This is a genomic window from Psychrobacter sp. AOP7-B1-24, from assembly GCF_052376215.1.
In the GTDB taxonomy this organism is placed as follows: domain Bacteria; phylum Pseudomonadota; class Gammaproteobacteria; order Pseudomonadales; family Moraxellaceae; genus Psychrobacter.
Genome location: NZ_JBQSVL010000013.1, coordinates 1 through 23614, shown reverse-complemented (window position 1 = coordinate 23614; position 23614 = coordinate 1). Strand labels below are relative to the sequence as shown.

The 23614-nt window shown below is 41.9% G+C and carries 25 protein-coding genes and 1 tRNA gene; 18 read left to right on the top strand and 8 right to left on the bottom strand.

Annotated elements, in window-relative coordinates; all coding sequences use genetic code 11:
* The first annotated feature begins 1 nt into the window (after nucleotide 1).
* The 6 genes from ACT3QP_RS04675 (at nucleotide 2) to ACT3QP_RS04650 (ending at nucleotide 4152) form a co-directional block, all read left to right on the top strand.
* A complete protein-coding gene (locus ACT3QP_RS04675; RefSeq protein ID WP_442063391.1) occupies nucleotides 2-973 on the top strand; it encodes an epimerase in 972 nt (323 codons plus the stop codon).
* Nucleotides 974-1031: 58 nt separating this feature from the next.
* The gene (locus tag ACT3QP_RS04670) at nucleotides 1032-1514 is read left to right on the top strand and encodes a hypothetical protein (protein WP_442063393.1); all 483 of its coding nucleotides are present in this window, start codon (nucleotides 1032-1034) and stop codon (nucleotides 1512-1514) included.
* Nucleotides 1515-1579: 65 nt separating this feature from the next.
* Entirely contained in the window at nucleotides 1580-2122 is a 543-nt protein-coding gene (locus tag ACT3QP_RS04665) for a hypothetical protein (protein ID WP_442063395.1), read from the top strand.
* 55 nt (nucleotides 2123-2177) lie between these two features.
* Nucleotides 2178-2681 carry a hypothetical protein gene (locus ACT3QP_RS04660; RefSeq protein WP_442440080.1) on the top strand — a complete coding sequence of 168 codons (504 nt, stop codon included), beginning with the start codon at nucleotides 2178-2180 and terminating at the stop codon, nucleotides 2679-2681.
* Nucleotides 2682-2819: 138 nt separating this feature from the next.
* Nucleotides 2820-3665, top strand: a complete 846-nt coding sequence (locus ACT3QP_RS04655) for a fatty acid desaturase family protein (protein WP_192519497.1) — start codon at nucleotides 2820-2822, stop codon at nucleotides 3663-3665.
* 25 nt (nucleotides 3666-3690) lie between these two features.
* On the top strand, nucleotides 3691-4152 hold the full coding sequence (locus ACT3QP_RS04650) for a thiol-disulfide oxidoreductase DCC family protein (protein ID WP_442440079.1): 462 nt from the start codon (nucleotides 3691-3693) through the stop codon (nucleotides 4150-4152).
* Between the two features lie 153 nt (nucleotides 4153-4305).
* Here the strand turns inward: ACT3QP_RS04650 and ACT3QP_RS04645 are convergent, their stop codons facing one another.
* Nucleotides 4306-4698: a hypothetical protein gene (locus tag ACT3QP_RS04645; protein WP_442074808.1), complete on the bottom strand. Its 393-nt coding sequence runs from the start codon at nucleotides 4696-4698 to the stop codon at nucleotides 4306-4308.
* A gap of 123 nt (nucleotides 4699-4821) precedes the next feature.
* On the opposite strand from ACT3QP_RS04645, the gene ACT3QP_RS04640 reads away from it, so the two are divergent.
* The 3 genes from ACT3QP_RS04640 (at nucleotide 4822) to dnaK (ending at nucleotide 9030) form a co-directional block, all read left to right on the top strand.
* On the top strand, nucleotides 4822-5901 hold the full coding sequence (locus ACT3QP_RS04640; protein ID WP_192519494.1) for a metallophosphoesterase: 1080 nt from the start codon (nucleotides 4822-4824) through the stop codon (nucleotides 5899-5901).
* Nucleotides 5902-6258: 357 nt separating this feature from the next.
* A complete protein-coding gene (grpE, locus tag ACT3QP_RS04635) occupies nucleotides 6259-6831 on the top strand; it encodes a nucleotide exchange factor GrpE (protein WP_192519493.1) in 573 nt (190 codons plus the stop codon).
* 255 nt (nucleotides 6832-7086) lie between these two features.
* Entirely contained in the window at nucleotides 7087-9030 is a 1944-nt protein-coding gene (dnaK, locus tag ACT3QP_RS04630) for a molecular chaperone DnaK (protein WP_192519492.1), read from the top strand.
* A 227-nt stretch (nucleotides 9031-9257) separates the two neighbouring features.
* Here dnaK and ACT3QP_RS04625 read toward each other — a convergent pair whose 3' ends face one another.
* Complete coding sequence (locus ACT3QP_RS04625; protein ID WP_192519491.1) at nucleotides 9258-10067, bottom strand: methyltransferase domain-containing protein; 810 nt, start codon at nucleotides 10065-10067, stop codon at nucleotides 9258-9260.
* Nucleotides 10068-10159: 92 nt separating this feature from the next.
* Complete coding sequence (locus ACT3QP_RS04620) at nucleotides 10160-11395, bottom strand: 8-amino-7-oxononanoate synthase (protein WP_192519490.1); 1236 nt, start codon at nucleotides 11393-11395, stop codon at nucleotides 10160-10162.
* A 298-nt stretch (nucleotides 11396-11693) separates the two neighbouring features.
* Between ACT3QP_RS04620 and ACT3QP_RS04615 the strand changes: the two genes are divergently transcribed.
* The 5 genes from ACT3QP_RS04615 to ACT3QP_RS04595 all read left to right on the top strand — a co-directional run bounded on the left by ACT3QP_RS04615 (nucleotide 11694) and on the right by ACT3QP_RS04595 (nucleotide 15210).
* Complete coding sequence (locus ACT3QP_RS04615) at nucleotides 11694-12239, top strand: porin family protein (protein ID WP_192519489.1); 546 nt, start codon at nucleotides 11694-11696, stop codon at nucleotides 12237-12239.
* 92 nt (nucleotides 12240-12331) lie between these two features.
* Nucleotides 12332-12868, top strand: a complete 537-nt coding sequence (locus ACT3QP_RS04610) for a porin family protein (RefSeq protein ID WP_192519488.1) — start codon at nucleotides 12332-12334, stop codon at nucleotides 12866-12868.
* Between the two features lie 209 nt (nucleotides 12869-13077).
* Nucleotides 13078-13653, top strand: coding sequence for a porin family protein (locus ACT3QP_RS04605; RefSeq protein ID WP_192519487.1), 576 nt, complete (start codon nucleotides 13078-13080; stop codon nucleotides 13651-13653).
* A gap of 186 nt (nucleotides 13654-13839) precedes the next feature.
* Nucleotides 13840-14334, top strand: a complete 495-nt coding sequence (locus ACT3QP_RS04600; RefSeq protein WP_225739184.1) for an NfeD family protein — start codon at nucleotides 13840-13842, stop codon at nucleotides 14332-14334.
* Nucleotides 14335-14349: 15 nt separating this feature from the next.
* On the top strand, nucleotides 14350-15210 hold the full coding sequence (locus ACT3QP_RS04595) for an SPFH domain-containing protein (protein WP_192519486.1): 861 nt from the start codon (nucleotides 14350-14352) through the stop codon (nucleotides 15208-15210).
* Between the two features lie 65 nt (nucleotides 15211-15275).
* Here ACT3QP_RS04595 and hemN read toward each other — a convergent pair whose 3' ends face one another.
* The gene (hemN, locus tag ACT3QP_RS04590) at nucleotides 15276-16739 is read right to left on the bottom strand and encodes an oxygen-independent coproporphyrinogen III oxidase (RefSeq protein ID WP_413038452.1); all 1464 of its coding nucleotides are present in this window, start codon (nucleotides 16737-16739) and stop codon (nucleotides 15276-15278) included.
* Nucleotides 16740-17310: 571 nt separating this feature from the next.
* On the opposite strand from hemN, the gene ACT3QP_RS04585 reads away from it, so the two are divergent.
* Nucleotides 17311-18885 carry a YifB family Mg chelatase-like AAA ATPase gene (locus tag ACT3QP_RS04585; protein ID WP_444524642.1) on the top strand — a complete coding sequence of 525 codons (1575 nt, stop codon included), beginning with the start codon at nucleotides 17311-17313 and terminating at the stop codon, nucleotides 18883-18885.
* Between the two features lie 95 nt (nucleotides 18886-18980).
* Here ACT3QP_RS04585 and ACT3QP_RS04580 read toward each other — a convergent pair whose 3' ends face one another.
* Nucleotides 18981-19661 (bottom strand): phosphoglycolate phosphatase, encoded by a 681-nt coding sequence (locus ACT3QP_RS04580; RefSeq protein WP_444524641.1) that lies wholly within the window; start codon nucleotides 19659-19661, stop codon nucleotides 18981-18983.
* A 270-nt stretch (nucleotides 19662-19931) separates the two neighbouring features.
* Nucleotides 19932-20432 (bottom strand): DUF4385 domain-containing protein, encoded by a 501-nt coding sequence (locus tag ACT3QP_RS04575; protein WP_444524640.1) that lies wholly within the window; start codon nucleotides 20430-20432, stop codon nucleotides 19932-19934.
* A 101-nt stretch (nucleotides 20433-20533) separates the two neighbouring features.
* On the opposite strand from ACT3QP_RS04575, the gene ACT3QP_RS04570 reads away from it, so the two are divergent.
* Entirely contained in the window at nucleotides 20534-20875 is a 342-nt protein-coding gene (locus tag ACT3QP_RS04570; RefSeq protein WP_444524639.1) for a hypothetical protein, read from the top strand.
* 90 nt (nucleotides 20876-20965) lie between these two features.
* On the opposite strand, the gene ACT3QP_RS04565 is transcribed toward ACT3QP_RS04570, so the two are convergent.
* Nucleotides 20966-21041: transfer RNA gene (locus tag ACT3QP_RS04565), tRNA-Phe, on the bottom strand.
* Between the two features lie 122 nt (nucleotides 21042-21163).
* The gene (locus ACT3QP_RS04560) at nucleotides 21164-21586 is read right to left on the bottom strand and encodes a hypothetical protein (RefSeq protein WP_444524638.1); all 423 of its coding nucleotides are present in this window, start codon (nucleotides 21584-21586) and stop codon (nucleotides 21164-21166) included.
* Between the two features lie 321 nt (nucleotides 21587-21907).
* Here ACT3QP_RS04560 and hisB point away from each other — a divergent pair, with 321 nt between their 5' ends.
* Both hisB and hisH read left to right on the top strand, forming a co-directional pair.
* Nucleotides 21908-22555, top strand: a complete 648-nt coding sequence (hisB, locus tag ACT3QP_RS04555) for an imidazoleglycerol-phosphate dehydratase HisB (protein WP_192991942.1) — start codon at nucleotides 21908-21910, stop codon at nucleotides 22553-22555.
* 201 nt (nucleotides 22556-22756) lie between these two features.
* Entirely contained in the window at nucleotides 22757-23392 is a 636-nt protein-coding gene (gene hisH / locus ACT3QP_RS04550; protein ID WP_444524637.1) for an imidazole glycerol phosphate synthase subunit HisH, read from the top strand.
* Nucleotides 23393-23614 lie beyond the last annotated feature (222 nt).

Genomic DNA, 23614 nt, shown 5'->3' with positions numbered 1-23614 from the left:
CATGAATATTCTAATTAGTGGCGGTTCAGGGTTTTTGGGTAGTGCGTTCAGCAAAGAGATTCAGAAACGTTATCAAACGGCTGATAGAGAATTACATATTACTTGGCTGACACGTGACAGCAGCCAAGAACATCCTAATGATATTGACATGATGACTTATGACGAACTCTCAAAAACAGACAATACCTTTGATATGATTTTGAACCTAGCCGGTGCAGGTATTGCTGATACGCGTTGGAGTGATGAGCGTAAAGAGCAGCTGCTTGCGAGCCGTATTAAACCTACCGAGTCAATACTGGAGTTTATTGCCCGTACCAGTATCAAGCCCAAGCTGCTAGTCAGTGGCTCAGCGATTGGCTGGTATGGTGTACAAGGTGATACACCACTGACCGAAAGTAGCAACTACAAAACAGATTTTGCCCACCAGTTGTGTGAGCAATGGGAGCAGCTCGCTTTGACGGCAACCGGGTATGGTGTACCTGTGGCCATCGTACGAACTGGTGTGGTGATTCATCCTGAGGGTGGCATGGTTGGCAAGCTTTTGACACCGTTTAAAATGGGCGCTGGTGGTCAGTTGGGCGATGGTCAGCAGGTCATGAGTTGGGTCAGCCGTGAAGACTGGGTAGGGGCGACGATATTTATCATTGAGCAGCACCTTACTGGTAAGCACGATAGTGGTGCTGATACTGTACATGATAACGCCTTGCAGACTACCAGTGATACACCAGGGTTTGTATATAACCTCACGTCGCCAAACCCCGTAAACAATCATACTTTTACTAAAACGCTTGGGGCATGGCTGCATCGTCCGACCTTTTTTACCTTACCTAAATTTTTACTCAAGCTGATGTTTGGTGAGATGTCGATGCTATTAATTGATGGTCAAAAAGTATTGCCGCAAGTATTACAGGACGCAGGTTATGAGTTTCAGCAGCCAACGCTAAAGCAAGCGTTAACAGAGCAGAAGTCATAAATGACTAGGTAACTGTTTCATGTGAAACATTTTTTTAGGCTCATTAGTAGAAAATATCATGACAAGTCTAACGAACGAGATCAAAGAATCATCTTATCCATTTAATCGAGTGGGATGGGGCTATAGCCTACTAGGTGGTAGCACTGGTGGTCTAATGGTTGGTACGTTATTTATATTTGATTATCCAGGAATAGAGTTATTATTAATATTTATTGTTTCATCGATAGTACTTGGTGCTGTGTTTGGTCTAATACCTTCTATAATTACAGGGGTTTGGGTAGTCAAAAATGAAATGAAAATACAAGGTGCTGAAGATTACTGTAAGTTATTTTTAATGGGCTTTTTAGTCAGTTCCACTTACGCTGTATCAGTTGTGCTGCTTAATTACTATATATTCGAATGGTTTCTGATGGACAGTTTTTCTTTACAGCTATTCTCATTCACAGGAGGTATGGGGCTGCTGGGAGGACTTAGTAGTATGATTCTAGGTAAATTACTACTATCGAAAGAAAAGACATTGCAAAACTTTGATAACTTTTAGATAAGTATAAGGTTTTAAATTGAAAATACTTAATAAGTTTCATGTGAAACAAAATAGAGGTCTTTATGAGTAAGACTAATAGCAACGCCACTGTTGATAAGCTAAAAACTGATAAGCAAATAGTCGTATCTTTAAAGAAAAAAGAAGAGCGAAATATAGGAGGTTCAGTTTTAACTATGTCTGAATCTGATTATCCTTACTTTAGAGTAATGGGGTTTTATGCGTTACTCGGTGGCATTTTTGGCGGAATAGCTTTAGATTTATCTATGGTAATTATTAGTTTAATTACACAGAATTCTATTGAAACATTTATGTTTCAACGTTCAGTAGAATGGTTTTTTAGAGCTTTGTTACTTGTTGGAATAATGGGGTTTCTACCTGCGTTACTAACTGGCTTTATGGCATGCTTATTTAAGATGTATTTTGATTCAATAAAAAAGGCGGTACTATTATTTATAATTGGTTTTGTAAGCACTTTTATATACATGGTGTTGTTTACTCTAGATAAAGATTTTATAGATGTCGCTGTGATGCTTTTTCTATTTTGCTGTAATGGTGGTGCAATCGCTGTAATAATAGGCTGGTTTGTACTACCTAAACATGAATAAAATTTATCTATTTATTTCACTTTTGACAGAAATTAAATAAAACAAGGGAGGGTGTATGGATATTATTGAGAGCGGCGCTACAGTTGCGGTACCAAACTACCCAACCGGTAGAGTAATAGGGCTTTATGGATTGTTAGGCGGTGCAATAGGTAGCTCAATTATTGGCTTACCTATTACTATAATAGGTGTAATAGCAGGCGCGATAACACCTGCTGGTTTTGGTGTGATGCAAGCTGTGGCAATCTTATTCAGTATTATTATACTTGGAAGCCTGATTGGTTTATTACCTTCACTAGTCACAGGAGTGGTTATCTGCCATTTTCAGATATACTTTGATTCATCTAATGAAGTATTACCCTTGTTTATCATCGGTTGTCTTAGCACTTTTATCGTATTCCTAGCCATAATTTTATTATCAACAGGGCTTTCGGCTGGCGCTTTAGATAACGTTATCTTATCAGGTGTAGCTATAGTGGCACTCTTTTTGCCTGTTAGTATCCTAGGCGGGCTCAGCGCTATCGTCACAGGATGGGTCGTATTACCTAAGCACAAATACTGACCATAAATACTAAGCACAGATAAAACTTGTCTATTATTTTCACTTTTAACAGAAATAAAGTAAATAACACTAAGCCAGTTGAACCAAGTAGTTGCATTGCACGCCAGCTACTGCTTATCATCAAGTAAGGAGAACATCATGCGTCATCCTTCATTAGCCAGTATTGAATGGCAAGATTTGCGTCAGCTTAGTCTGAGCGAGACTGTTTATAATATTTTTTTATCATTACCTTTTCTATTACTGTCATGGTGGAGTGCGTGGCAGGGCTGGTGGTTGCTTGCACTTGTGTCGACATTCTTCTTTTTTACCGCTGCACTGAGACAAGCGCATGATTGTTATCATCGAACGCTAGGAGTGGGAAGAGTTGCCACCGAGCTCATGCTGTTTTTTCTCAGTATCACGATGCTCTGTAGCACACATGCTATTCGACACACTCATCTCAACCATCACCGAGATCCGCTTGGTGACAGCGATGTTGAGGGCAACTGGGCACGCTTGCCATGGTATAAGGCGATATTAGGTGGCGGGTTGTTCTCGATTGCGATTCAGTGGTTTGGGTTGACGCATGGTAGCCGCCGTAATCGTATACTTGTTGCCTTTGATCTGTTGCTTATCTTCGCAGTGGTTGTCATTGCTTTTATCACGATGCACCCAGTATTGGTGTATCACGTATTGGTGATGATATTGGCCAATACGATGGTGGGGTTCTTTGCGGTATGGAGCGTACATCATGGTTGCGATGAGGTGGTATATGCTCGCAGTGAGCGCCATCCGCTCATCAATCTATTGACGTTTAATTTGCTCTATCACATTGAGCACCATCTATTTCCAGCGGTGCCGACTAATCACTTACCGATACTGGCTAAGCGCTTAGATACCTCCGCCCCGCAATGGACGCAGCAGCCAGTTATCCCCTTATTAGCACCAGTCAATAAGTATTCAGTAGTTAACACGACCGAAAAAGTTAATAGCCTTGATGTTTAGGTATCACTCATAAAGGAGTTGTAACATGATTATCCAAAACCATATCAACAGCTATAGAGAGCAGGCGAGTTTATCCATCACGATGTACTACGATGATGCCTGCGTGATATGCAGCACCGAGGCGCATAATATGAAAAAACGCCAGCCACAGAAGATACGTTTGGTTCCTGTAGAGGAGGGATTAGATGAGCTGGCGGTCGCAGGGTTTAGCCGTGAGGATGCGATGACCTATATGTGTATAAAGGACAGCTATGGCAATTGGTACACACACATGGATGCTGTGCGGCTGCTCTACAAGACTGGCGGTGTTAAATGGTCACCGTTGTTGTTTTTGCCAGTGGTCAAGCAACTGGGTAACTTTGGCTACCCATATGTCGCCCGCAATCGTTATAGAGTTCCAAACTGGGTGACCAAGATGATATATGGAACAGCAGTCATGCAAGCCTGTAAAAATGGCGTCTGTAAAATAGCGCCAGACAAACGCTAAGGCAGTTCTGTCAAAAAGTAAGTAGGTTCTATAATAAGCAGATTTATGATATGTCGTTTGTCGTAATAGTACGTGCTTTCTTATTTGATATCAAAAACACGATAAGGCTGATAACCCCAACGCATAACGACAGTAATGCACCTGTTATTAACGTCATGACAAAGCTTGATAATAATCTAATCCCAAACGTTCAGCGATATAGACAGCCGCCATCCCTGCTAAAATTTCTGGTGAGACAAAACGAGCAATAGGCATGGCCAGATTCAGAATCTGTAACCCTGCTTTTATATATACGCCTGTCTTCAAAGCTGCGATAAAACGATGCCACTGTTTTTTGCGTGCAAAATCATCAAGCAGCGTATAAAACACAATAAAGCAGCTGATACCTGATGCCATACCGCCTATAGATAACCAAGAACCATTATTTAATATAATGCCCCATATAAAACCAGCGATGGCACTGATACATACCCAAAGTGTCCAAAACCCCCAGCGTTTATTCATACTCTTACCTTTATTTTCTGTACGACTCTTATGATAAATCATACGACTTTATCTCATAAAGTTTTATGTAAAAATCATGAAGTATTGATGAAATATAGGCTGAGCACTAAAAAAAAGCTGTTTTTAACGTAAGATAACCTCATTTTTATCTGAGTGGATTTTACTATGTGGCTGTTTATTGGATTCACGCAATTACTCTCTATCATGACTTGTCTGTTGCTTTGGTGGTTTATCAAACCAAAACGCCAAAGCGTTAAGGTGATTTTGGTAATAAGTGTTTTTATCGTTAATAATGCCTTTCTCGTTTATGGTCTAAGTGATTTTTGGGGTGAGCGTTTTAGTGTCTATCTGGTCAGCGGTATCTTGCAGGGATTTATGTTTTATGCAGGGATAGCCACTGCTGTACTATCACTCTTTTTTAATAAATTATTAAAGTGTCAGTCGCGCCCTAAGCTCACACGTGTATTTGCGTTCACGGCTTATATAGCTATTGTCAGCTTGGCGGTATTTAATGCTTACTCGCCTGTGGTGCATCGTTTGACGGTTACGACGGACAAGCCGCTGAATGAGCCTATGAGCATCGCCTTAGTATCTGATACCCACTGGGGGAGGTGGTTCGGTAATCATCAGATAGATAAACTGGTTGCTTTAGTCGATACGCAAAATCCTGATGTCGTCGTCATAGCAGGCGATATCATGCACGACACGACGATTGCTTATGACAACACAAATATGCACGAACATTTATCAAAACTAAAGGCACCACTTGGGGTTTATGCCACCTTAGGGAATCATGATTATCGAGGTTATGATGAAGCCATCTCTGAAGCCGTTGAAGCCGCAGGGATTAAAGCGCTTGATAATGAGAGCGTGTTATTAGATGACTCAGTGTGGTTGGTTGGGCGTTCGGATGATGTTGATCAGACCAGATTGTCAGCGAAGGAGTTAATGACCCAGGTTGATACGAATAAGCCTGTGGTGTTTTTAGAGCATCGTCCTTCTATGATGGATGAGATCAAAGTGTTGCCGGTTGATTTGCACTTGTCTGGGCATACTCATGGTGGGCAAATTTTTCCATTAACAATTTTAATGAATTGGTTTTCACCACTCAACTATGGAACAAAGCGCTTAAATGATACGCAGTTTTTGGTGACGTCAGGTTATGGCATCGGTGCAGTGCCTTTTAGATTAAGCACACGTTCGGAGATTTGGATGATTACCTTGACTGGTAACGCTGATAAATAACGATATTGTTATTTGAATATTCAACAGATCCTAGATGACCTATGGATAGAAACCAATTTTATAGAAGCCAGTAGCCATCGATATTTTTAGCGCCTACTTACATCTGATTAGGGCAAAGGAAACACTTCACAAGCACTTTAGTTTAAATTAAGACAAAATTTGTGGCAAATTAGAAAAAATCCTGCGTTTTAGGCTTGAAATTTATACCTATCACCTTTATCAAGCAGCTAGTAAAGCGCATTAATAAAATAATGAGCGAAATATTTTAAGTATCTAATAAGGACGCATAATGACTGGTAATGAGCCAGTCTGCCGTGTCCTATATGAACCGTCATTATCACATTCTAAGGAGCTATTATGAGCGAGCAAAACGTGGCGCAAGATAATATTGATCAGAGTGAAAGTGTTTTAGATGAAACACTGAAAGAATTTGATCCACAAAACAACTCAGGTGAAGAGGCGACCATCGACAATGATATCGACCTTGAGACTTTTAAAGCACGCATCGCTGAGCTAGAAGGTGAGGTTAAGCAAGCCAAGGAAACCACGGCTCGCGCCAATGCAGAAGCGTACAATGCGCAGAAGCGTATGGAACAAGAAGCAGAAAAGAGCAAAAAGTTCGCGCTACAAAAGTTTGCCAAGGAGTTGTTGGATATTGTCGACAACTTAGAGCGCGCTATCGAAAATGCTGATGCTAATGATCCAGTCGCTGAAGGGGTGCAACTGACGCACAAAGCGCTATTGGCACTACTGACTAAAAATGGTGTAGAGGCGGTCGATCCACAAGGTGAAAAGTTCAACGCTGATTTACATGAAGCGGTTGGTATTGATGCAGATGCTGAAGCTGATACTGTCGGTACTGTACTGCAAAAAGGCTATAGCCTAAATGGTCGTCTGCTGCGTCCAGCAATGGTACGTGTCGGTCAATAGTTTTTAGGCCGTTATCGCTAATATAACGAGAGTTAAGATAACAGCTTTATTATATAATTAAGGAACAATAAGTCTTTAACTGTGCTAAACCTTAATATTAATAAGGGTTTTCACAAAAAATCACACAAAAGACAATTTTTGTGTGGGTTTTGACTTGAAAAAATCAACAAGTAAACCGATATAAAGCAACAAGTGACCGACATTGGTCTGAGCATATAATTATTTATATTTAAAACAAATTAGGAGTAATTGATTATGGGTAAAGTAATTGGTATTGATTTAGGTACAACTAACTCATGTGTGGCAGTAATGGAAGGTGATAAGGTTAAAGTCATCGAAAATGCTGAAGGCACTCGCACAACACCATCGATCGTCGCTTATAAAGATGACGAAATCCTTATTGGTCAGTCAGCTAAGCGTCAAGCAGTCACCAACCCAAGCAATACATTGTTTGCGATTAAGCGTTTGATTGGTCGTCGTTTTGATGACAAAGTTGTACAAAAAGACATCGGTATGGTGCCGTACAAAATCGCCAAAGCAGATAACGGTGATGCATGGGTAGAAATCAATGGTAAAAAACTTGCACCACCACAAGTTTCTGCTGAAATCTTGAAAAAAATGAAGAAAACAGCTGAAGATTATCTTGGTGAAAGCGTGACAGAAGCTGTTGTCACTGTACCTGCATACTTCAACGATTCACAGCGTCAAGCGACTAAAGATGCAGGTAAAATTGCTGGTCTTGATGTAAAACGTATCATCAACGAACCAACTGCTGCTGCACTTGCTTATGGTATGGATAAAAAGCAAGGCGATAGCACCGTTGCTGTATATGACTTGGGTGGTGGTACGTTTGATGTATCAATTATCGAAATCGCTGACGTAGATGGTGAGCAGCAGTTCGAAGTACTAGCAACCAATGGTGACACATTCCTTGGTGGTGAAGATTTTGATTCAGCATTGATTGACTTCTTAGTAGACGAGTTCAAAAAAGACCAAGACTTCAACCTAAAAGGTGATTCTCTTGCGATGCAGCGTCTAAAAGAAGCTGCAGAAAAAGCCAAAATTGAGTTATCAAGTGCCCAAAGTACTGAAGTAAACCTGCCATATATCACTGCTGATAGCAGTGGTCCTAAGCATTTGGTTGTTACTATCAGCCGCTCAAAACTAGAGAGTTTAACTGAAGATCTAGTACAGCGTACCATGGGTCCTTGTAAAATTGCTCTTGAAGATGCCGGTCTAAAAATTGGTGATATCGATGACGTCATCCTAGTTGGTGGTCAGACTCGTATGCCTTTAGTACAGAAAAAAGTAGAAGAGTTCTTCGGTCAAGAGCCACGTAAAGACGTGAACCCTGATGAAGCAGTAGCAGCAGGTGCAGCAATTCAAGGTGCCGTATTATCTGGTGACAAAACTGACGTACTATTGCTTGATGTGACTCCATTGACTTTAGGTATCGAAACAATGGGCGGTGTTATGACACCAATCATTGAGAAAAACACTATGATTCCTACTAAGAAATCACAGGTATTCTCAACAGCTGAAGACAACCAACCAGCAGTAACCATTCAGGTTTATCAAGGTGAGCGTAAAATCGCTAACCAAAACAAACAGCTTGGTCGTTTTGACTTGACAGATATTCCACCAGCACCACGTGGTCTGCCACAAATCGAAGTAACCTTTGACATCAATGCTGATGGTATTATGAATATTTCAGCAACTGATAAAGGTACTGGTAAAGCACAAAGCATCCAGATCAAAGCAGATTCTGGCTTGTCGGACGAAGAAGTCGAACAAATGGTTCGTGATGCAGAAGCCAATGCTGCTGAGGATGAGAAGTTCGCTAACCTAGCGCAAGTACGTAACGAAGCAGATGGTCGTATCCATGCGGTACAAAAAGCACTAAAAGAAGCCGAAGACAAAGTCACTGATGATGAAAAATCAACAGTAGAAGCGGCTATTACTGAGCTTGAGACAGCGACCAAAGAAGATGATCATGATGACATCAAAGCCAAGCTTGAAGCGCTAGACAATGCATTCTTGCCAATCAGCCAAAAAATCTATGCTGATAGCGGCGCTGGTGCAGAAGGTATGGATCCAAGCCAGTTCCAACAAGGTGCTGAAGGTGAAGCAGACACTAACCAAGCTGATGATGATGTTGTGGACGCTGAGTTCACTGAAGTCGACGAAGACAAGAAGTAATATCAAATTTAACAACGCGATGAGCTGCATCAAACTTGCTTAGTCGACGCAATGTAGCCCTTACGCTGGTTTGGCTTGCTACTCAAGTTTTTAAAAATGGTATAGTCGATACAAGCCGATAAGTTATTAAATTAAAAAACGCATCCTTCGGGATGCGTTTTTTTATGGCTACTATTTCCAATAATTGTGCTTCCTATTAGCTACTATTCTTGTCATATGCTGCGTGATTAAGGTTTAAATGCACTCACTATAAGCGCTTCATAAGTTAGGCTTACACCGAGCTTACCTTCTTCATCTTTTACAGAAAACTGCTGCCAGTACGCTTGCTCAAACTGCTGTAACCGTGTTTTTGTCCACGTAAATGGTGGTGTATTATTTGACTGTATTTGCGTTTGATTGGTCGATACTCCCGTTAGTTTCATGTGTTTAAGCACCTCGTAGGGGCGTGTAAACCATAAATCAAAACGCTGTGTGGTTACCTGACAATCTATAAACCCTGCCTTATTTAACGCTAGTTGCCATGCCTCGATACTCGGATACAGTAGTCCTTGATCTATTAATGTTTTAATCTGCAAAAAATTATTTGGGGTAAAGGTGCTAAAAACCAGCTGTCCTTCAGGTTGTAAGCGGCGTGCTGATTGTGCGACAAAGCTCAATGGATCATCAAACCATTGCACGGCATTGGCACTGACTATCAAACTATGGTTTTCTGCCAAACCTAGGGTTTCAGCGTCACCAACGATGATTTCAGCAGTGGGCAGTATTGATTGTAATGTAACAGTATGCTCACTACATAATTCGTTAATGAGCCAGTGATGGCTGTGGATTTGCTCAGCGAGTAACCGTGTCATTTGACCTGTGCCTGCACCGATTTCCAATACACTACTTTGTTTAGTATGAGCAATATTATCCAGTAGATACTGACAAACTATTTGCTGAACATTGGCATGTTGGTCATAGTCTCTAGCGCTTGCAAAATGGCGAGCGATGATTTGTTTTCTGATGCTAAAGTGAGTGGCTGTAGAGAGTGTTGTCATATTATTCAGGTCATCTAAGTCAGACGGTTTTTTGGATAAAAAGGCTGATATCTCATAATAAAGGTGATCAATAAAGTGCAAAACCATCTTGACTAAATGAGCTGCTGTATCAGCTGATTGCAGTCTTTATTGGTCAGTTTGGCATTCATAACCAACCGGATACGGGCGGTGTGTTCGGGAACGGTAGGTGGTCTAATAGGCAGCGCATAAAACCCTGCCGCTTGCAGTTGTTGTGCTTTGGCAAGTGTACGCGCATTATCACCCAGCATATAGGGCACAATGGGTGAGTTATAATAGACGTTTTCAGCCGCTGAGGATACACGATATTGCGGTGCGATGGCCTGACTCAGTGTGGTAGAGAGTTGTGCCAAATGTGCGCGTTCGTCAGTCAATGTGGGCATTTTTGCTAAAATAAATCGTGTCCATGCATGATTGATAGGAGGTAACGCCGTACTAAAAATCAATGGGCGCATAGTATTAATCAGCCACTGTTTGACGGTCTCATTACACATGATATACGCCCCAACTGACGCGAAAGCCTTACCAAAGGTACCAACTAAATAATCAATTTCAGCCAACGTTACTGTCTCTTCTGCCAGCCCTAATCCTGTATTACCTAAAACACCAACCGCATGTGCTTCATCGACGTATAGCTCTATACGAGCGTCTTTAGCTTTTAATGCCACCAGCTTTTGTAAGTCGGCGCGGTCACCATCCATACTAAAAATACTCTCAGTAACAATAATAATGCGCTCAACGGCTGGGTCTGCTTGTTCAATAAATCTGGCCAAATGCTCGTAATCATTGTGACGATAACGGCGATAGCTGACAAGCTTACTTTGGCTCAGTTGCAATCCATCGATGATACTGGCATGTACCAGCTTGTCAGCCAAAATAAGTGTTTTGACTGGCAATAAGGTCAGTGCAGGTAAGATACCAATATTTGCATGGTAGCCACTATTGAGTACCAGTACAGATTTGTTGGTAGGTACGCCTTGTTGATTTACCGCATTCTGATACCAACTTTGTAATTCTGACTCTAATAGTTGTAGTTGTGTGTTGTTACCTGTGAGGAGCCGTGAAGAGGTAGCACTCATTTTAGGTACTGTTGCTGCAGGTAATCCTTCTATTTGGTTGAGAAATTCCTCTTGTAGCTCAGCATCACCGCCCAAGCCAAGATAGTCATTACTCGCAATATTAAGCAAAGCTTTACCTTCGCTCACGATATACCGTCCACTATGCCTCAGATTTGGGAGTTGACGGTATTGTTGATTTGTTTTGAGCTTGTCGAGCGCTGATTGCATATGATTAAGGATAAGGTTTGTCATTTTTTCTCTTAATTTTTATTATTTCAGGCGTATTGACCTAGGGTTTTGAGGAGCGAATCTGTGAAATGAGTAGGGATTATTGCATAAATAGGGTGATTGTAACAAAAAAGTTTCATTTTTTGGCCTTTGTAACCCGCTCAATGATGAATGCTTGCAAATCTTAACTCTCGTGCCGTTAAACACTGACAGACTGTATGAAATAGTTTGTTACTATTATATTCATCGGAAGCAAGGCGATATGACTATAGAAGTCATCACAAGTAACTTGCTTATTCTGATCGATGTTAAGGAGTTCATAATGAGAAATATACAAAAAGTATTACTTACATTAACAGCTGGTTCTTTATTGACGGTTGGTGCTCAAGCCGCTACATCTTATAGCAATGGCTATACTGGACAGCCATATGTTGGTGCTAAAGTTGGTCAGTTCGATTTAGACATTGATAACGCAGATGATCCAACCGCTTACGGAGTTTATGGTGGTTACAACTTTGATTCTACTTTTGGTGTCGAAGCAGAATATGTAGGTTCGGATGATGCTGATTATCGTAACGGTGATCTGGATGCCAAGACTTATGGTGCATACGGTACCGCTCGCTACCAATTCCCGAATACTGGTCTATATGCAAAAGGTAAGCTAGGGGTTGCAAAGACTGAAGTTGAAGGTGACTACACTAACGGTGCGGTTAAAGTATCGAACTCTACCAGTGATACAGGTATTGCAGGCGGTGTGGGTCTTGGTTATTCAGTCAACCCTGACTTCGGTGTCGAGGCTGAATACTCGATGCTGGACAGCGATGTCGATACCAACCTATTAACTGTTGGTGCACAGCTAAAATTCTAAATATTTTTCTAAACCCTTTTATTGAAGGCTTATCTGATGAGCTTTTCTCATACAGATAATACATAACCAAAATGTAATTTTAAGGATATAAAATGAAAACTCTACAAAAAACCTTAATGGCAGTAGTAGCAGGTTCTTTATTAAGCGTAGGCGCACAAGCCGCGGTCTCTTATGGTAATGGCTATACTGGTCAACCATATGTCGGTGCCAAAGTCGGTCAATTCGATTTAGATACGAATAATGCCGATGATCCAACTGCTTATGGCGTCTATGCTGGTTATAACTTTGATCCTAACTTTGGTCTTGAAGCTGAATATGTTGGTTCAGATGACGCTGATTACCGTGGTGGTGATATTGATGCCAAATCTTACGGTGCCTACGGTACTTATCGCCATGCTTTCGCGGATAGCGGCTTATACGCAAAAGGTAAGCTAGGTGTGGCAAGAACTGAAGTTGAAGCGACTAACACGACATTGGGACTCTACGACGGCGAAGATAAAGATACTAGTTTAGCTGGTGGTGTAGGGCTTGGCTATTCAGTAAACTCTAATTTCAACGTAGAAGCAGAATATGACATGTTGGGTAGCGATACAGATCTTATGACTGTAGGTGCAAATATTAAGTTCTAAACTATTTAAAAAATAGTGTTATAAATAAGAAACGCATCCTTCGGGGTGCGTTTTTTTGCACGTGGTAAAAATAAAACAAAAGTCATCAAAAAAGAGTGCATTAAAAATAAGGTTCTGCTAGAATCTCGTATTCAACAATAGTCCATCTAAATTTTATGCTTTGCTATATTTATGCAGATGGCATTTTAGCCTTACTTAATAGGAAATATATGAACACTCTACAGAAAGCTTTAATCGCTCTATCAGTTGGTTCTTTGATGAGTGTAAGCGCTCAAGCTGCTGCTAATTATGCAGGTCAGCCGTATGTTGGTGTAAAAGTTGGTCAGTACAGCCCAGATGCAGATGTAGATGATGACGCAGTGTCATATGGCGTTTATGGTGGTTATAAATTTACTCCAGAGTTTGGTGTAGAGGCTGAATATTTAACCACTGGTGATACTGATTCGTTCAATGAACGTTTTGAGAAAGCTGAATATAGTGCTGATGTATATGGCTTATATGGTACTTATGACTATACTTTTCCAAGTACTGGACTTTATGCAAAAGGTCGTTTGGGTATCGCAAAAAATAAAATCGAGGCGGAATACACGGATAAACTCGATGCTAGTCAAAATGAGAGTTTGAGTCATTCTGATACAGGAGTAGCTGGTGGGTTAGGTCTTGGCTATAACATCAGTCCTATGGCCTCTATTGAAGCTATGTATAATATTTATCCTCAAGTTGAGGATGAATTTGAGGATATTAGCGTAAGCGGCTTTACTTTAGGCGCTCACTTTAAGTTCTAATCAAATAAAGAATAAATAAAAAAACGCATCCTTCGGGGTGCGTTTTTTTGTGCGTTAGACTTTTATATTTTCTCTCATGTTTATTAAGCTGTGAACATCGTAGATTGATGATTTTTAAGAATTTATGGATACGAAAAGTGTGTTACATTGAAAGCTAGAATATCAAAGATAAGAGGTATCGCAACGATGGAAATACTTTGGATGATTGAACCTTGGCATTGGCTCGTTTTAGGCTTCATATTATTGATTGTCGAGATGTTTGTGCCCACATTTGCAAGCCTATGGTTTGGTGCTGCTGCCATCATCGTTGCAGCCCTTTCATGGTTATTGCCTGTTTCAGTCTTTGTCCAAATTATTATTTGGCTGGTGCTGTCGGCCATATTTCTATTGGCTTGGTTCAAATTTATTAAGCCTTTATCGGTAGACCGTACCAAAGCAGGATTGGGTGGCAGTGTTATCGTTGGCGAAACAGGCATGATAATCGTACAACCGCAGCCTAATCATGCGGGTACGGTGAGGTTTAGTGTTCCTATCGTTGGTGCGGCGGAATGGATGTGTCGTACGACAGGGGAGCAGGTAGCGGTTGGTGATCGGGTAGTGGTAACAGACATCGTTGGTAACGAGTTAATTGTGAGTAGTATGAAATCGCAAGCAGCGACGAATAATAGTAAACAAATATAATAATAGGGGTGGGTTATGGAAAGCTTTAGTATCGTCATGATAGTCTTAATTGCACTGGTTGTATTTACCGTGTTTAAAGGGGTTCGTATCGTACCGCAGGGTTATAAGTGGGTGGTACAGCGATTGGGGAAATATAGCCAAACGTTAGAGCCTGGACTTAATCTTATTATTCCTTATGTCGATGATGTGGCTTATAAAGTCACCACCAAAGATATTGTGCTGGATATTCCGTCACAAGAAGTCATTACCCGAGATAACGTAGTTATCATTGCCAATGCCGTGGCTTATATTAATATCGTACGCCCTGACAAAGCAGTGTATGGCATCGAAGATTATGAATATGGTATTCGAAATCTGGTGCAAACGTCTTTGCGCTCGATCATTGGTGAAATGGATCTTGATAGTGCATTGTCTAGCCGTGACGAAATCAAAACCAAGCTAAAGCATGCAATCTCAGAAGATATCGCCGATTGGGGCATCACGCTAAAGACGGTAGAGATTCAAGACATTAACCCTTCACAAACCATGCAAGCATCAATGGAAGAGCAGGCAGCGGCAGAGCGTCTACGCCGTGCGACGGTAACTCGTGCTGATGGTCAAAAACAAGCAGCTATTTTAGAAGCAGATGGTCGCCTAGAAGCATCACGCCGTGATGCTGAAGCGCAGGTAGTGCTAGCGAGAGGCTCAGAAGAGTCGATTCGTTTGATTACCAATGCCATGGGTACAGAAGAGATGCCGATTGTTTACTTACTTGGTGAGCAGTATATCAAAGCAATCCGTGAGTTGGCTGAATCTGATAACTCAAAAATGGTGGTGTTACCTGCTGATATTTTAAGTACCGTTAAAGGTATGGTGGGTGATAAGTTAAAAGTGTAGTAACTATCATTTCAGATAAAAAAAGACCTCTATTGAGGTCTTTCTTTTGTTTATTCAAAATTGTTTTAAATCACTTTAGAAAAACGATCTTTGTGTTTTGTCTCAAGATATTCATCAAAGACCATCGCAACGTTTCGACCCAATAAGCGTCCACGTGGTAAGACACGAATACCAGCGGCATCCATATCGATGAGTCTATCGTCTTGCATCGCACCGAGTTGTGCTATTTCATCGATAAAATAGGTAATCGCATCGATACCGAATTTTTGATTCACATCTTTAAAATCAATATAGTCATGACAGAGCAAATTCATAATCACGTATTCACGTAAGCGATCTTTAATCGATGTTTTGATAACTTTTACCGCAGGCATGATAGTAAGATTGCTCTGTGCAGCATCTATACTGGCTTGATAGGTTTGCAGATCAGTATCATTTTGAAGGATGTAGCGAGTATTGGCATTGGCAATTTGACTGATAGACGACACACCAAAGCCCAATAAGTCACAATCACCCATGATGGTATAACCCTGAAAATTACGATGCAATTTACCCTCGCGCTGTGCGACAGCGAGCTCATCATCAGGTTTGGCAAAATGATCAATACCGATATATTGATAGCCCGCCGCGCTTAATGTATTGATGGTATTGCCAAGCATTGTAAGCTTGGCTGCTGGACTGGGTAGATCTTCATCTTTGATCTGACGTTGCGCCTTAAAGCGCTCAGGTAGATGCGCATAGTTAAATACCGACAGACGATCTGGTGACATCTCAATGATGCGCTGTACGGTTTTGTCCAATGTATCTGGGGTCTGATGCGGTAGACCATAAATCAGGTCAATATTGATAGAATGAAAGCCCAGTTCACGCGCTTCATTTAGCACGTTTTCAATCAACTCTGCTGAGTGCACACGATTGACGGCGATTTGTACCGTTTCATCTAAATCTTGTACACCCAAGCTAATGCGGTTAAAACCTAGCCCGCGTAACACTTTTAGCGTGTCTCCACTTAGCTCGCGCGGGTCAATCTCGATAGAGTAATCACCTTCATCTTCGGGTAAAAACTCAAACTGCGTCAGCAAAAACTCCCACAGCTGAACCATTTCTTCATCACGCAAAAACGTCGGCGTACCACCGCCCAAATGTAGCTGTTTGACCAATGGTTTGCTGCTACCTTCAGGTGCAGATAACAAGCGACGCTTATGCTTAATCTCAGCGATTAAGTACTGTAAATAGTCACCTGAATCGCTATTTTTTTTGGTAATAATTTTATTACAAGCACAGTAATAGCAAAGGTGGCGACAGAACGGAATATGAAAATATAGAGACAATGGCGCACGCGCTTCACGATTTTGCAGGATTTTTGTCTCAAGGCCGTCAGCGATTGGTGAGAACTCTAATGCCGTTGGATAAGAGGTATATCGCGGCCCTGAGCGATTGTATTTATTGATAATCGCTTCATCAAAGGCAGGTAGCTGCTTGCTCGTAATGCTACCGCGCGTACTGGCATAAGGGTTGTCTGGTTGCATGACAGGTCGCGTCGTCGTCGGCTGCTCTCCAGCGCGATTGTAAGGCTGCTCGATATGGTCAGCACTGTTAGAATTGTTCTGTTCTGAATGTTCTGTCATGCGATATTCCTCATGTTGACCATAGCTATTACTGGATTTTGTCTGGCTCACCGATAGTGATCTTAATCGTTTATTTATGAGCATTTTTACAGCAATATTTATGTCTAAATAGACAGTCGCTAGTATAACAAATCCCTGTTAGTAGTGGGGTGAATAAATAGGGCGTCTCCTCACTCTGAATAGTAAATATTAAATGGATTAAAAATGGCTAAATATTTGCCAAACTGCGTCAAGTAGCTTGCTAATATCTCGATATTATCTGCACTACTTTCCTTGTTTAACTGCTATTTGTCTCATTTTTATCTCCATTTTCAAAATGAGGGCATGCCCTAGCGCTTTTAGATAAAACGTCTAGGTATCATGGGATAGTCACTGGCTCATTAAGTATAGGCACTTATGATTAAAAACACGACATTTGCGCACCTATAGATAATCCTCTATTATCGAGAGAGCCTCTTTATAGGAAATACTCATGTCGTTTGCTCAAGTTTATACCCGTTCAGTCGTCGGTTTGCACGCACCTAAGGTGATTATTGAGGTGCACTTATCGCAAGGTCTGCCTGCTTTGACCATTGTTGGTTTGCCTGAAGCTGCCGTACGTGAGAGCAAAGACAGAGTACGTTCTGCGATATTGAATTCTGGGTTTCAGTTCCCCAATCGCCGTCTAACTATTAACTTAGCACCTGCTGATTTACCCAAAGACGGTGCGCGCCTAGACTTACCAATTGCGATAGGTATATTGGCAGCCAGCGACCAGCTCGATCCAGAGGTATTATCAGGGTTTGAGTTTATTGGTGAGTTGGCGTTAAACGGAAACTTGCGACAAGTAACAGGCAGTTTGGCAGTTGCACGAGCGATTAAAGCGGAAAGACTGGCTGCAACGTCATTGAGCAGTAACGAGCGACCATTAAACGAGCAGCACTCAGTAGAGACATCAGAATCAGTCAAGTTAATAGTGCCAATGGATAATGGAGCGGAAGCCAGCCGCGTCGAGGGCGTAGAGATATTAGGCGCCCAAAGTCTCAAATCCGTCTGCGATCACTTACGGTCATTGGCTGATTCTAGCGGATTTTATCAGCCTTTGGATATCGTTACACCCAGTATCGCCCCAAAGCATGTCGGCTATCAAGTGGATTTGGCCGATGTCAAAGGACAGCACCATGCGCGGCGTGCGCTAGAGATTGCCGCAGCAGGTGGTCACTCGATACTGTTTACCGGGCCACCCGGCTCAGGTAAGACATTGATGGCATCGCGACTACCGACTATTTTGCCTGATCTCAGTGACGAAGATGCGTTAGAAGTAGCCAGTACGTATTCAGTCGCAGACAGCGATTATGATTATGGCACACGTCCTTTCAGACAGGTTCATCATACAATATCAGCCGTGGCCTTGGTCGGTGGGGGCTCGCGTCCGAAACCTGGTGAGATTACGCTTGCGAACAAGGGCGTGTTATTTTTAGACGAGTTACCTGAGTTTGATCGGACGGTATTAGAGGTGTTGCGTCAGCCATTAGAAGCCAAGCAAATAACTATCAGCCGTGCAAATTCTCAAATGACTTTCCCTGCTAACTTTCAATTGGTCGCTGCTATGAACCCTTGCCCATGTGGTTATGATGGCGATGGTTCGGGACGCTGCCGTTGTAGTGCTCAGCAAATTAAGCGCTATCAAGACAAGCTATCAGGGCCTTTGCTTGATCGCATTGACTTGCATATCACTGTACCTGCTTTACCGATTGCAGATTTGCAAAATGCTCAAGCGGGAGAAGCCTCCGAACAAGTACGCCACAGAGTCTCGAAGGCACACGACTGTCAGATACAGCGTCAGGGTAAAGTGAACAATGAGCTTAGCCCTAGCGAGGTTGATAAATATATCCAACTAGGAGAGGGCGAGCAGCAGCTATTACAGCTGGCTCAGCAGCGCCTAAATTTATCTGCTCGTGGCTATCATCGAGTGTTACGAGTAGCTCGTACTATCGCTGACCTTGCTGATAGTGTTGCCATTACCAGTGCTCATGTGTCTGAGGCACTCAGTTATCGTAGTAAGTGACTCTATTCGCACAAGATAAGTCCCACATTCCCACAAGATAAGCTCCACAAGGTAAGCCAAACGAAATGCGACTAACCTTGTGAAAATTTTTGAGATTATGCTTGTTTAAGCAGGTAGTCTTGTAGTGTTTTAAAGCTATCAAATGCTTCGGTCGGATTCAATTCACGGATGTCTTGTCCATAGTTGTAGCCGTAAGACAGTCCAAGCGTGTCTATATTGGCGTTTTGTCCGGCCAATATATCGTTTCTAGAATCACCAATCATCACGGCTTTTTCTGATGAGATATTCAACGTCTCACAGACATGCAATAGTGGCGCAGGGTCGGGCTTTTTGGTTGAGAGGCTATCACCGCCTAGCACTTCACTAAACAAATCCTGCCAACCAAAGGATTGTAATATTTTTGGGACAAAACGAATGGGTTTATTGGTGACTAACGCCAGTGTATAACCTGCGTCCTTCAGTTTCTTCAGTCCGCTATCGACATCTGGATAAGCGACGGTCTTACTACCGCTAAGATTTTTATAAGCCTCAAAAAACACTTGCTCTGCGTGATCAGCCTCTTCGACCGTCAATTCGCCTTCTAGCACTTCTACCTTACCCACGAGCGCACGCTCTACCAGTAATCTTGAGCCATTGCCTATCCAGTTGCGTATCGTCTCGATAGGGTAAGTCTCTTTGCCCAGTGTGGTTAACATAGCATTGGTCGCATCAGCCAAATCTGGCACACTATCAATGAGTGTTCCGTCGAAATCAAAAATTAACAGTTGCTTATCCATTATTCCTCGCTATTTGAAACAGTTATATTTGTTATGTGTGTGGTATATAGTCAAAGAAACATAAAACCGATATGATTGTATTATGGTGTTACTGGTACAAATTTTACTTGCTTGCTGTATTCACAGAGGCTGCGAAAAATTTATCCCAGCAGCACTGTAGCGATTTAAACATACTTTGACTATAGAGCTTTGCACTATACCTTAGCACAGCCATCTTTTAGGGTGAGAGAGTTCACTTTTTTAATTTTTTAATATGACAAACAGAGGTAACTACTCAACCTCTTTATAACGTTCACGATGCTCTTTTTTCATTCTGAGATACTTTTTGTTCTCACGACACTCGTCCCATTTTTGTTTAAATATACGGGCAGACTCTGCTTTGATAGGATCTTCGACTTGCCGTGGCAGCTCTTCACGCCCATGCGCACCGCTCTGACCTTTCTTATCATCAGGGACAGCGCCTTTATATTTTTTGCCACCTTTATGATTGGCATAGCGGCGGGCACGGGTATAACCCATTTGAATGAATTTACGAGCCATATCAGCACCGACAAAATCATCATCAGCCAAATAATCTAAAAACATTTGATAAATAGTATCGCTACTCTCGGTTGCGATATCAGGAGTAGCAAAGCGCCAGTGCGGTAGTATTTCCGATTTGTATGGCTCAACCAGTAACACGCCTTGCTCACCGCGTCCGACACGATACAATTCAGGCTGTGCGCGCAGATCTAAATGCTTATAATCCAAGTCGTAATCAAACTCTCGCATAACATCACCTGTTCAGGATATCAATATTTAGTATACTGAACCGAGTTGTTGAAAAAACAGCTTAAAAATGTTGTTCAGCTGTGACCATCAGGAAACCAATCATGAATAAAATATCTATCGCTTATTCGATTCTCATAAAGTCATTAAAAAATATACTTATGATATCGACAGTACTGATGGGCCTACTAACCACTAATGCGGCCTATAGTGCGTGGTTCGAAAAACTGATTCCTGAAGGAGAGACGTACACCGTAAGCGAGATAGATCGTGATCAAGCATTTGTGATTGATGATTTTATTTATAATGCTCGTACGTCTTGTTTTTTAGCAGTGGGTGATCGAGTGGTATTTTTTGAAGGGCGTCATGGTATTGATTACCGTGCGACGGTTTATAGCTTAGATTCAAATGAGCGATGTGAGTTGTTATTAAACAAGCACGTGTAAAGGTGGTTTAAAATATCCTTAGGTATAAAATCCAAACATAAAAAAAGCCCCAAACATAATGTCTGGGGCTTTTTAGAATTCTTAAACGAATGGTGGCTCGAGGCAGGTTCGAACTGCCGACACACGGATTTTCAATCCGTTGCTCTACCGACTGAGCTATCGAGCCGTCTTCGTTGAGGCGCTATTAAACTAAATATAAGCACTACTGTCAAGTAGTTTTTGCATTATATTTGATAAAAGACGATAAATAGTCAGATATGGGCAAAATCAACCGTATCAGCGCTCGATTCAGTCTTTTACCCGTAGCAGTTCATACTCGCTCATAATACGATGAATCTCGGTATCTGCAGGGACAAACTCACGCACGCCCTTTTTAATTTCGGCATCATAGACCAGTTTAATAAACTTGGCATCAATAGCGCGGCCACGATTTTGCGCATGCACCGTTAAATACTGCAAGCGCTTAGCATTGGTTTGTCCATCATCAAAACAGGCAACCGCAGCGATCGGCTTATCATTGAACATACCGACATAGAGATACTGCCCACGCTTAAACCCTTGCTCAACGAGACTGAGTACCTCTGTGCCGCTAGGCTGAGTGTCATCGCTGTCATACAAAGCGTGCAGGCGTTCTGTTAGCTCGTTTTCGCGGGCAGGTTTTTTAATCAGTGGTGCATCCAAGCTATTGATAGCGATCGCTTCTAAGGGCATGGTGGAGTCCTATAATGGTATACAGCATGACATCATAGCGCTGTCATCGCCTATGATTAATAAAACTAAAGTCACTATTTTAGCAGAATGAGGTAAATTTGTGCGTGGTTTACGGCTTGGACATAGCAGTAAATGTTAGGGTTTGCTATGATGAAGGTAGACAACGCCTAAGGCGTGTAGACAATAGTATTGTTCGTATCATACGTAAACATTGATAGATTTTTTAAATTTTTCATTATTCACTTATTTAAAGACTCGGGCGTGTTTTCGTCCTATTTTATTGACCGCTTTTCACTGATAAAAAACTGATAGAGAGTAGCCATGACAGCCAATGCAACTGAGCAAAATGCACCAAAAAATGCAAACTTACACGGCCGCCCCGAGCGTATTGCGACCGTTGAGCGTATCACTGCCGAAACGCAAATCACTTGTACCGTCAATCTTGATGGGACTGGTCAAGGCACGGTAGATACTGGCGTGCCTTTCTTGGATCATATGATCGATCAAATCAAGCGTCACGGTTTGTTTGACTTGGAAATCAAATGTAACGGCGATACCTTTATCGATGATCACCATAGTGTGGAAGACACTGGTATTACGCTTGGACAAGCATTTAACAAAGCATTGGGTGACAAAAAAGGCATCCGTCGTTATGGGCATTTTTATGCGCCACTCGATGAGTCATTAACCCGTGCGGTTGTTGATCTGTCAGGTCGTCCTGGCCTGCACATGGATATCCCTTTTACTCGCTCGCATGTGGGCAAATTTGATGTTGATCTGTTTAGTGAATTTTTCTATGGCTTCGTCAACCACTCGTGGATGACTGTGCATTTGGACAATTTGAAGGGCAAAAACAGCCATCACCAAATTGAGTCTACCTTTAAAGCATTTGCTCGCGCCCTGCGCATGGCTTGCGAATATGATGAGCGTGCGTTAAACACCTTGCCATCGACTAAAGAGGCTTTCTAAGGCGCATTTAAGGCTGTTCTACAAGGTTGCTCAAAAGGGCCAGTCAAGCTTGGCGTACTAGTTGTACAGCCTGCGCTTGACTTCCTTGTAGCAAAACCTTATCTACACCCGCGATAATAGAAAAGGCAATGGCCAATAATATAAATGGCTAACGATATAAATAGTACAGTAGTCAAAATATTTAAAAATGAGAACCAATCGATGACCAAAGTAGCACTATTAGATTATGGTATGGGCAATTTGCATTCCGCCAGTAAAGCACTGTCAGTGGTCGGGGCAGACGTCTCTATCACCAACGACCCAAAAGTTGTCGCTGCGGCAGACAAGATAGTCTTCCCCGGTGTCGGTGCCATGCGTGACTGTATCGCTGGCATGCACGATGCTGGGATTGATGAGGTCATACGCGATGCTGTATTTAACAAGCCTGTTATGGCCATCTGTGTAGGCATGCAGGCGTTGTTTGAGCAGTCCGCTGAAAATGGTGGTACCGACTGTCTTGGCATCTTAAAAGGCACAGTAGAAGCATTTGACCCGACATGGACAGATCAGCAAGGCGCAACGATAAAAGTACCGCATATGGGCTGGAATACTATCAGTGGTATGGATTTTGATCATCCATTATGGACTGGTGTCGAAGACAAGGCGCATTTTTACTTTGTCCATAGTTACTACTGCGAGCCTACTGATAGCGCACAAGTGGCTGCGGTATGTGATTATGGTCAGCCGTTTTGTGCCAGTGTTATCCAAGATAACTTATTTGCAACCCAGTTCCATCCAGAAAAAAGTCATACTGCTGGTTTGCAGCTGTTAAAGAACTTCGTCGAGTGGGATGTTTAACTGCTATTTATACGTTTTTATAGCCGTGTATAAATCAATAGATTTTGTCACAGCGAACAGAACCAAGCCTCATAGGTTTTATTTGGATATTTGATTTTAAGTAAATTAATGTTTACTATCGCTTTTATTTTCAAATAAAAGGTCGTGTTCTCTATGCAAGAAAAAATTGACAATAGAAGCGATTCAGAGTTGCTTCAGCAAGCTATCACACCTGAAAAATTA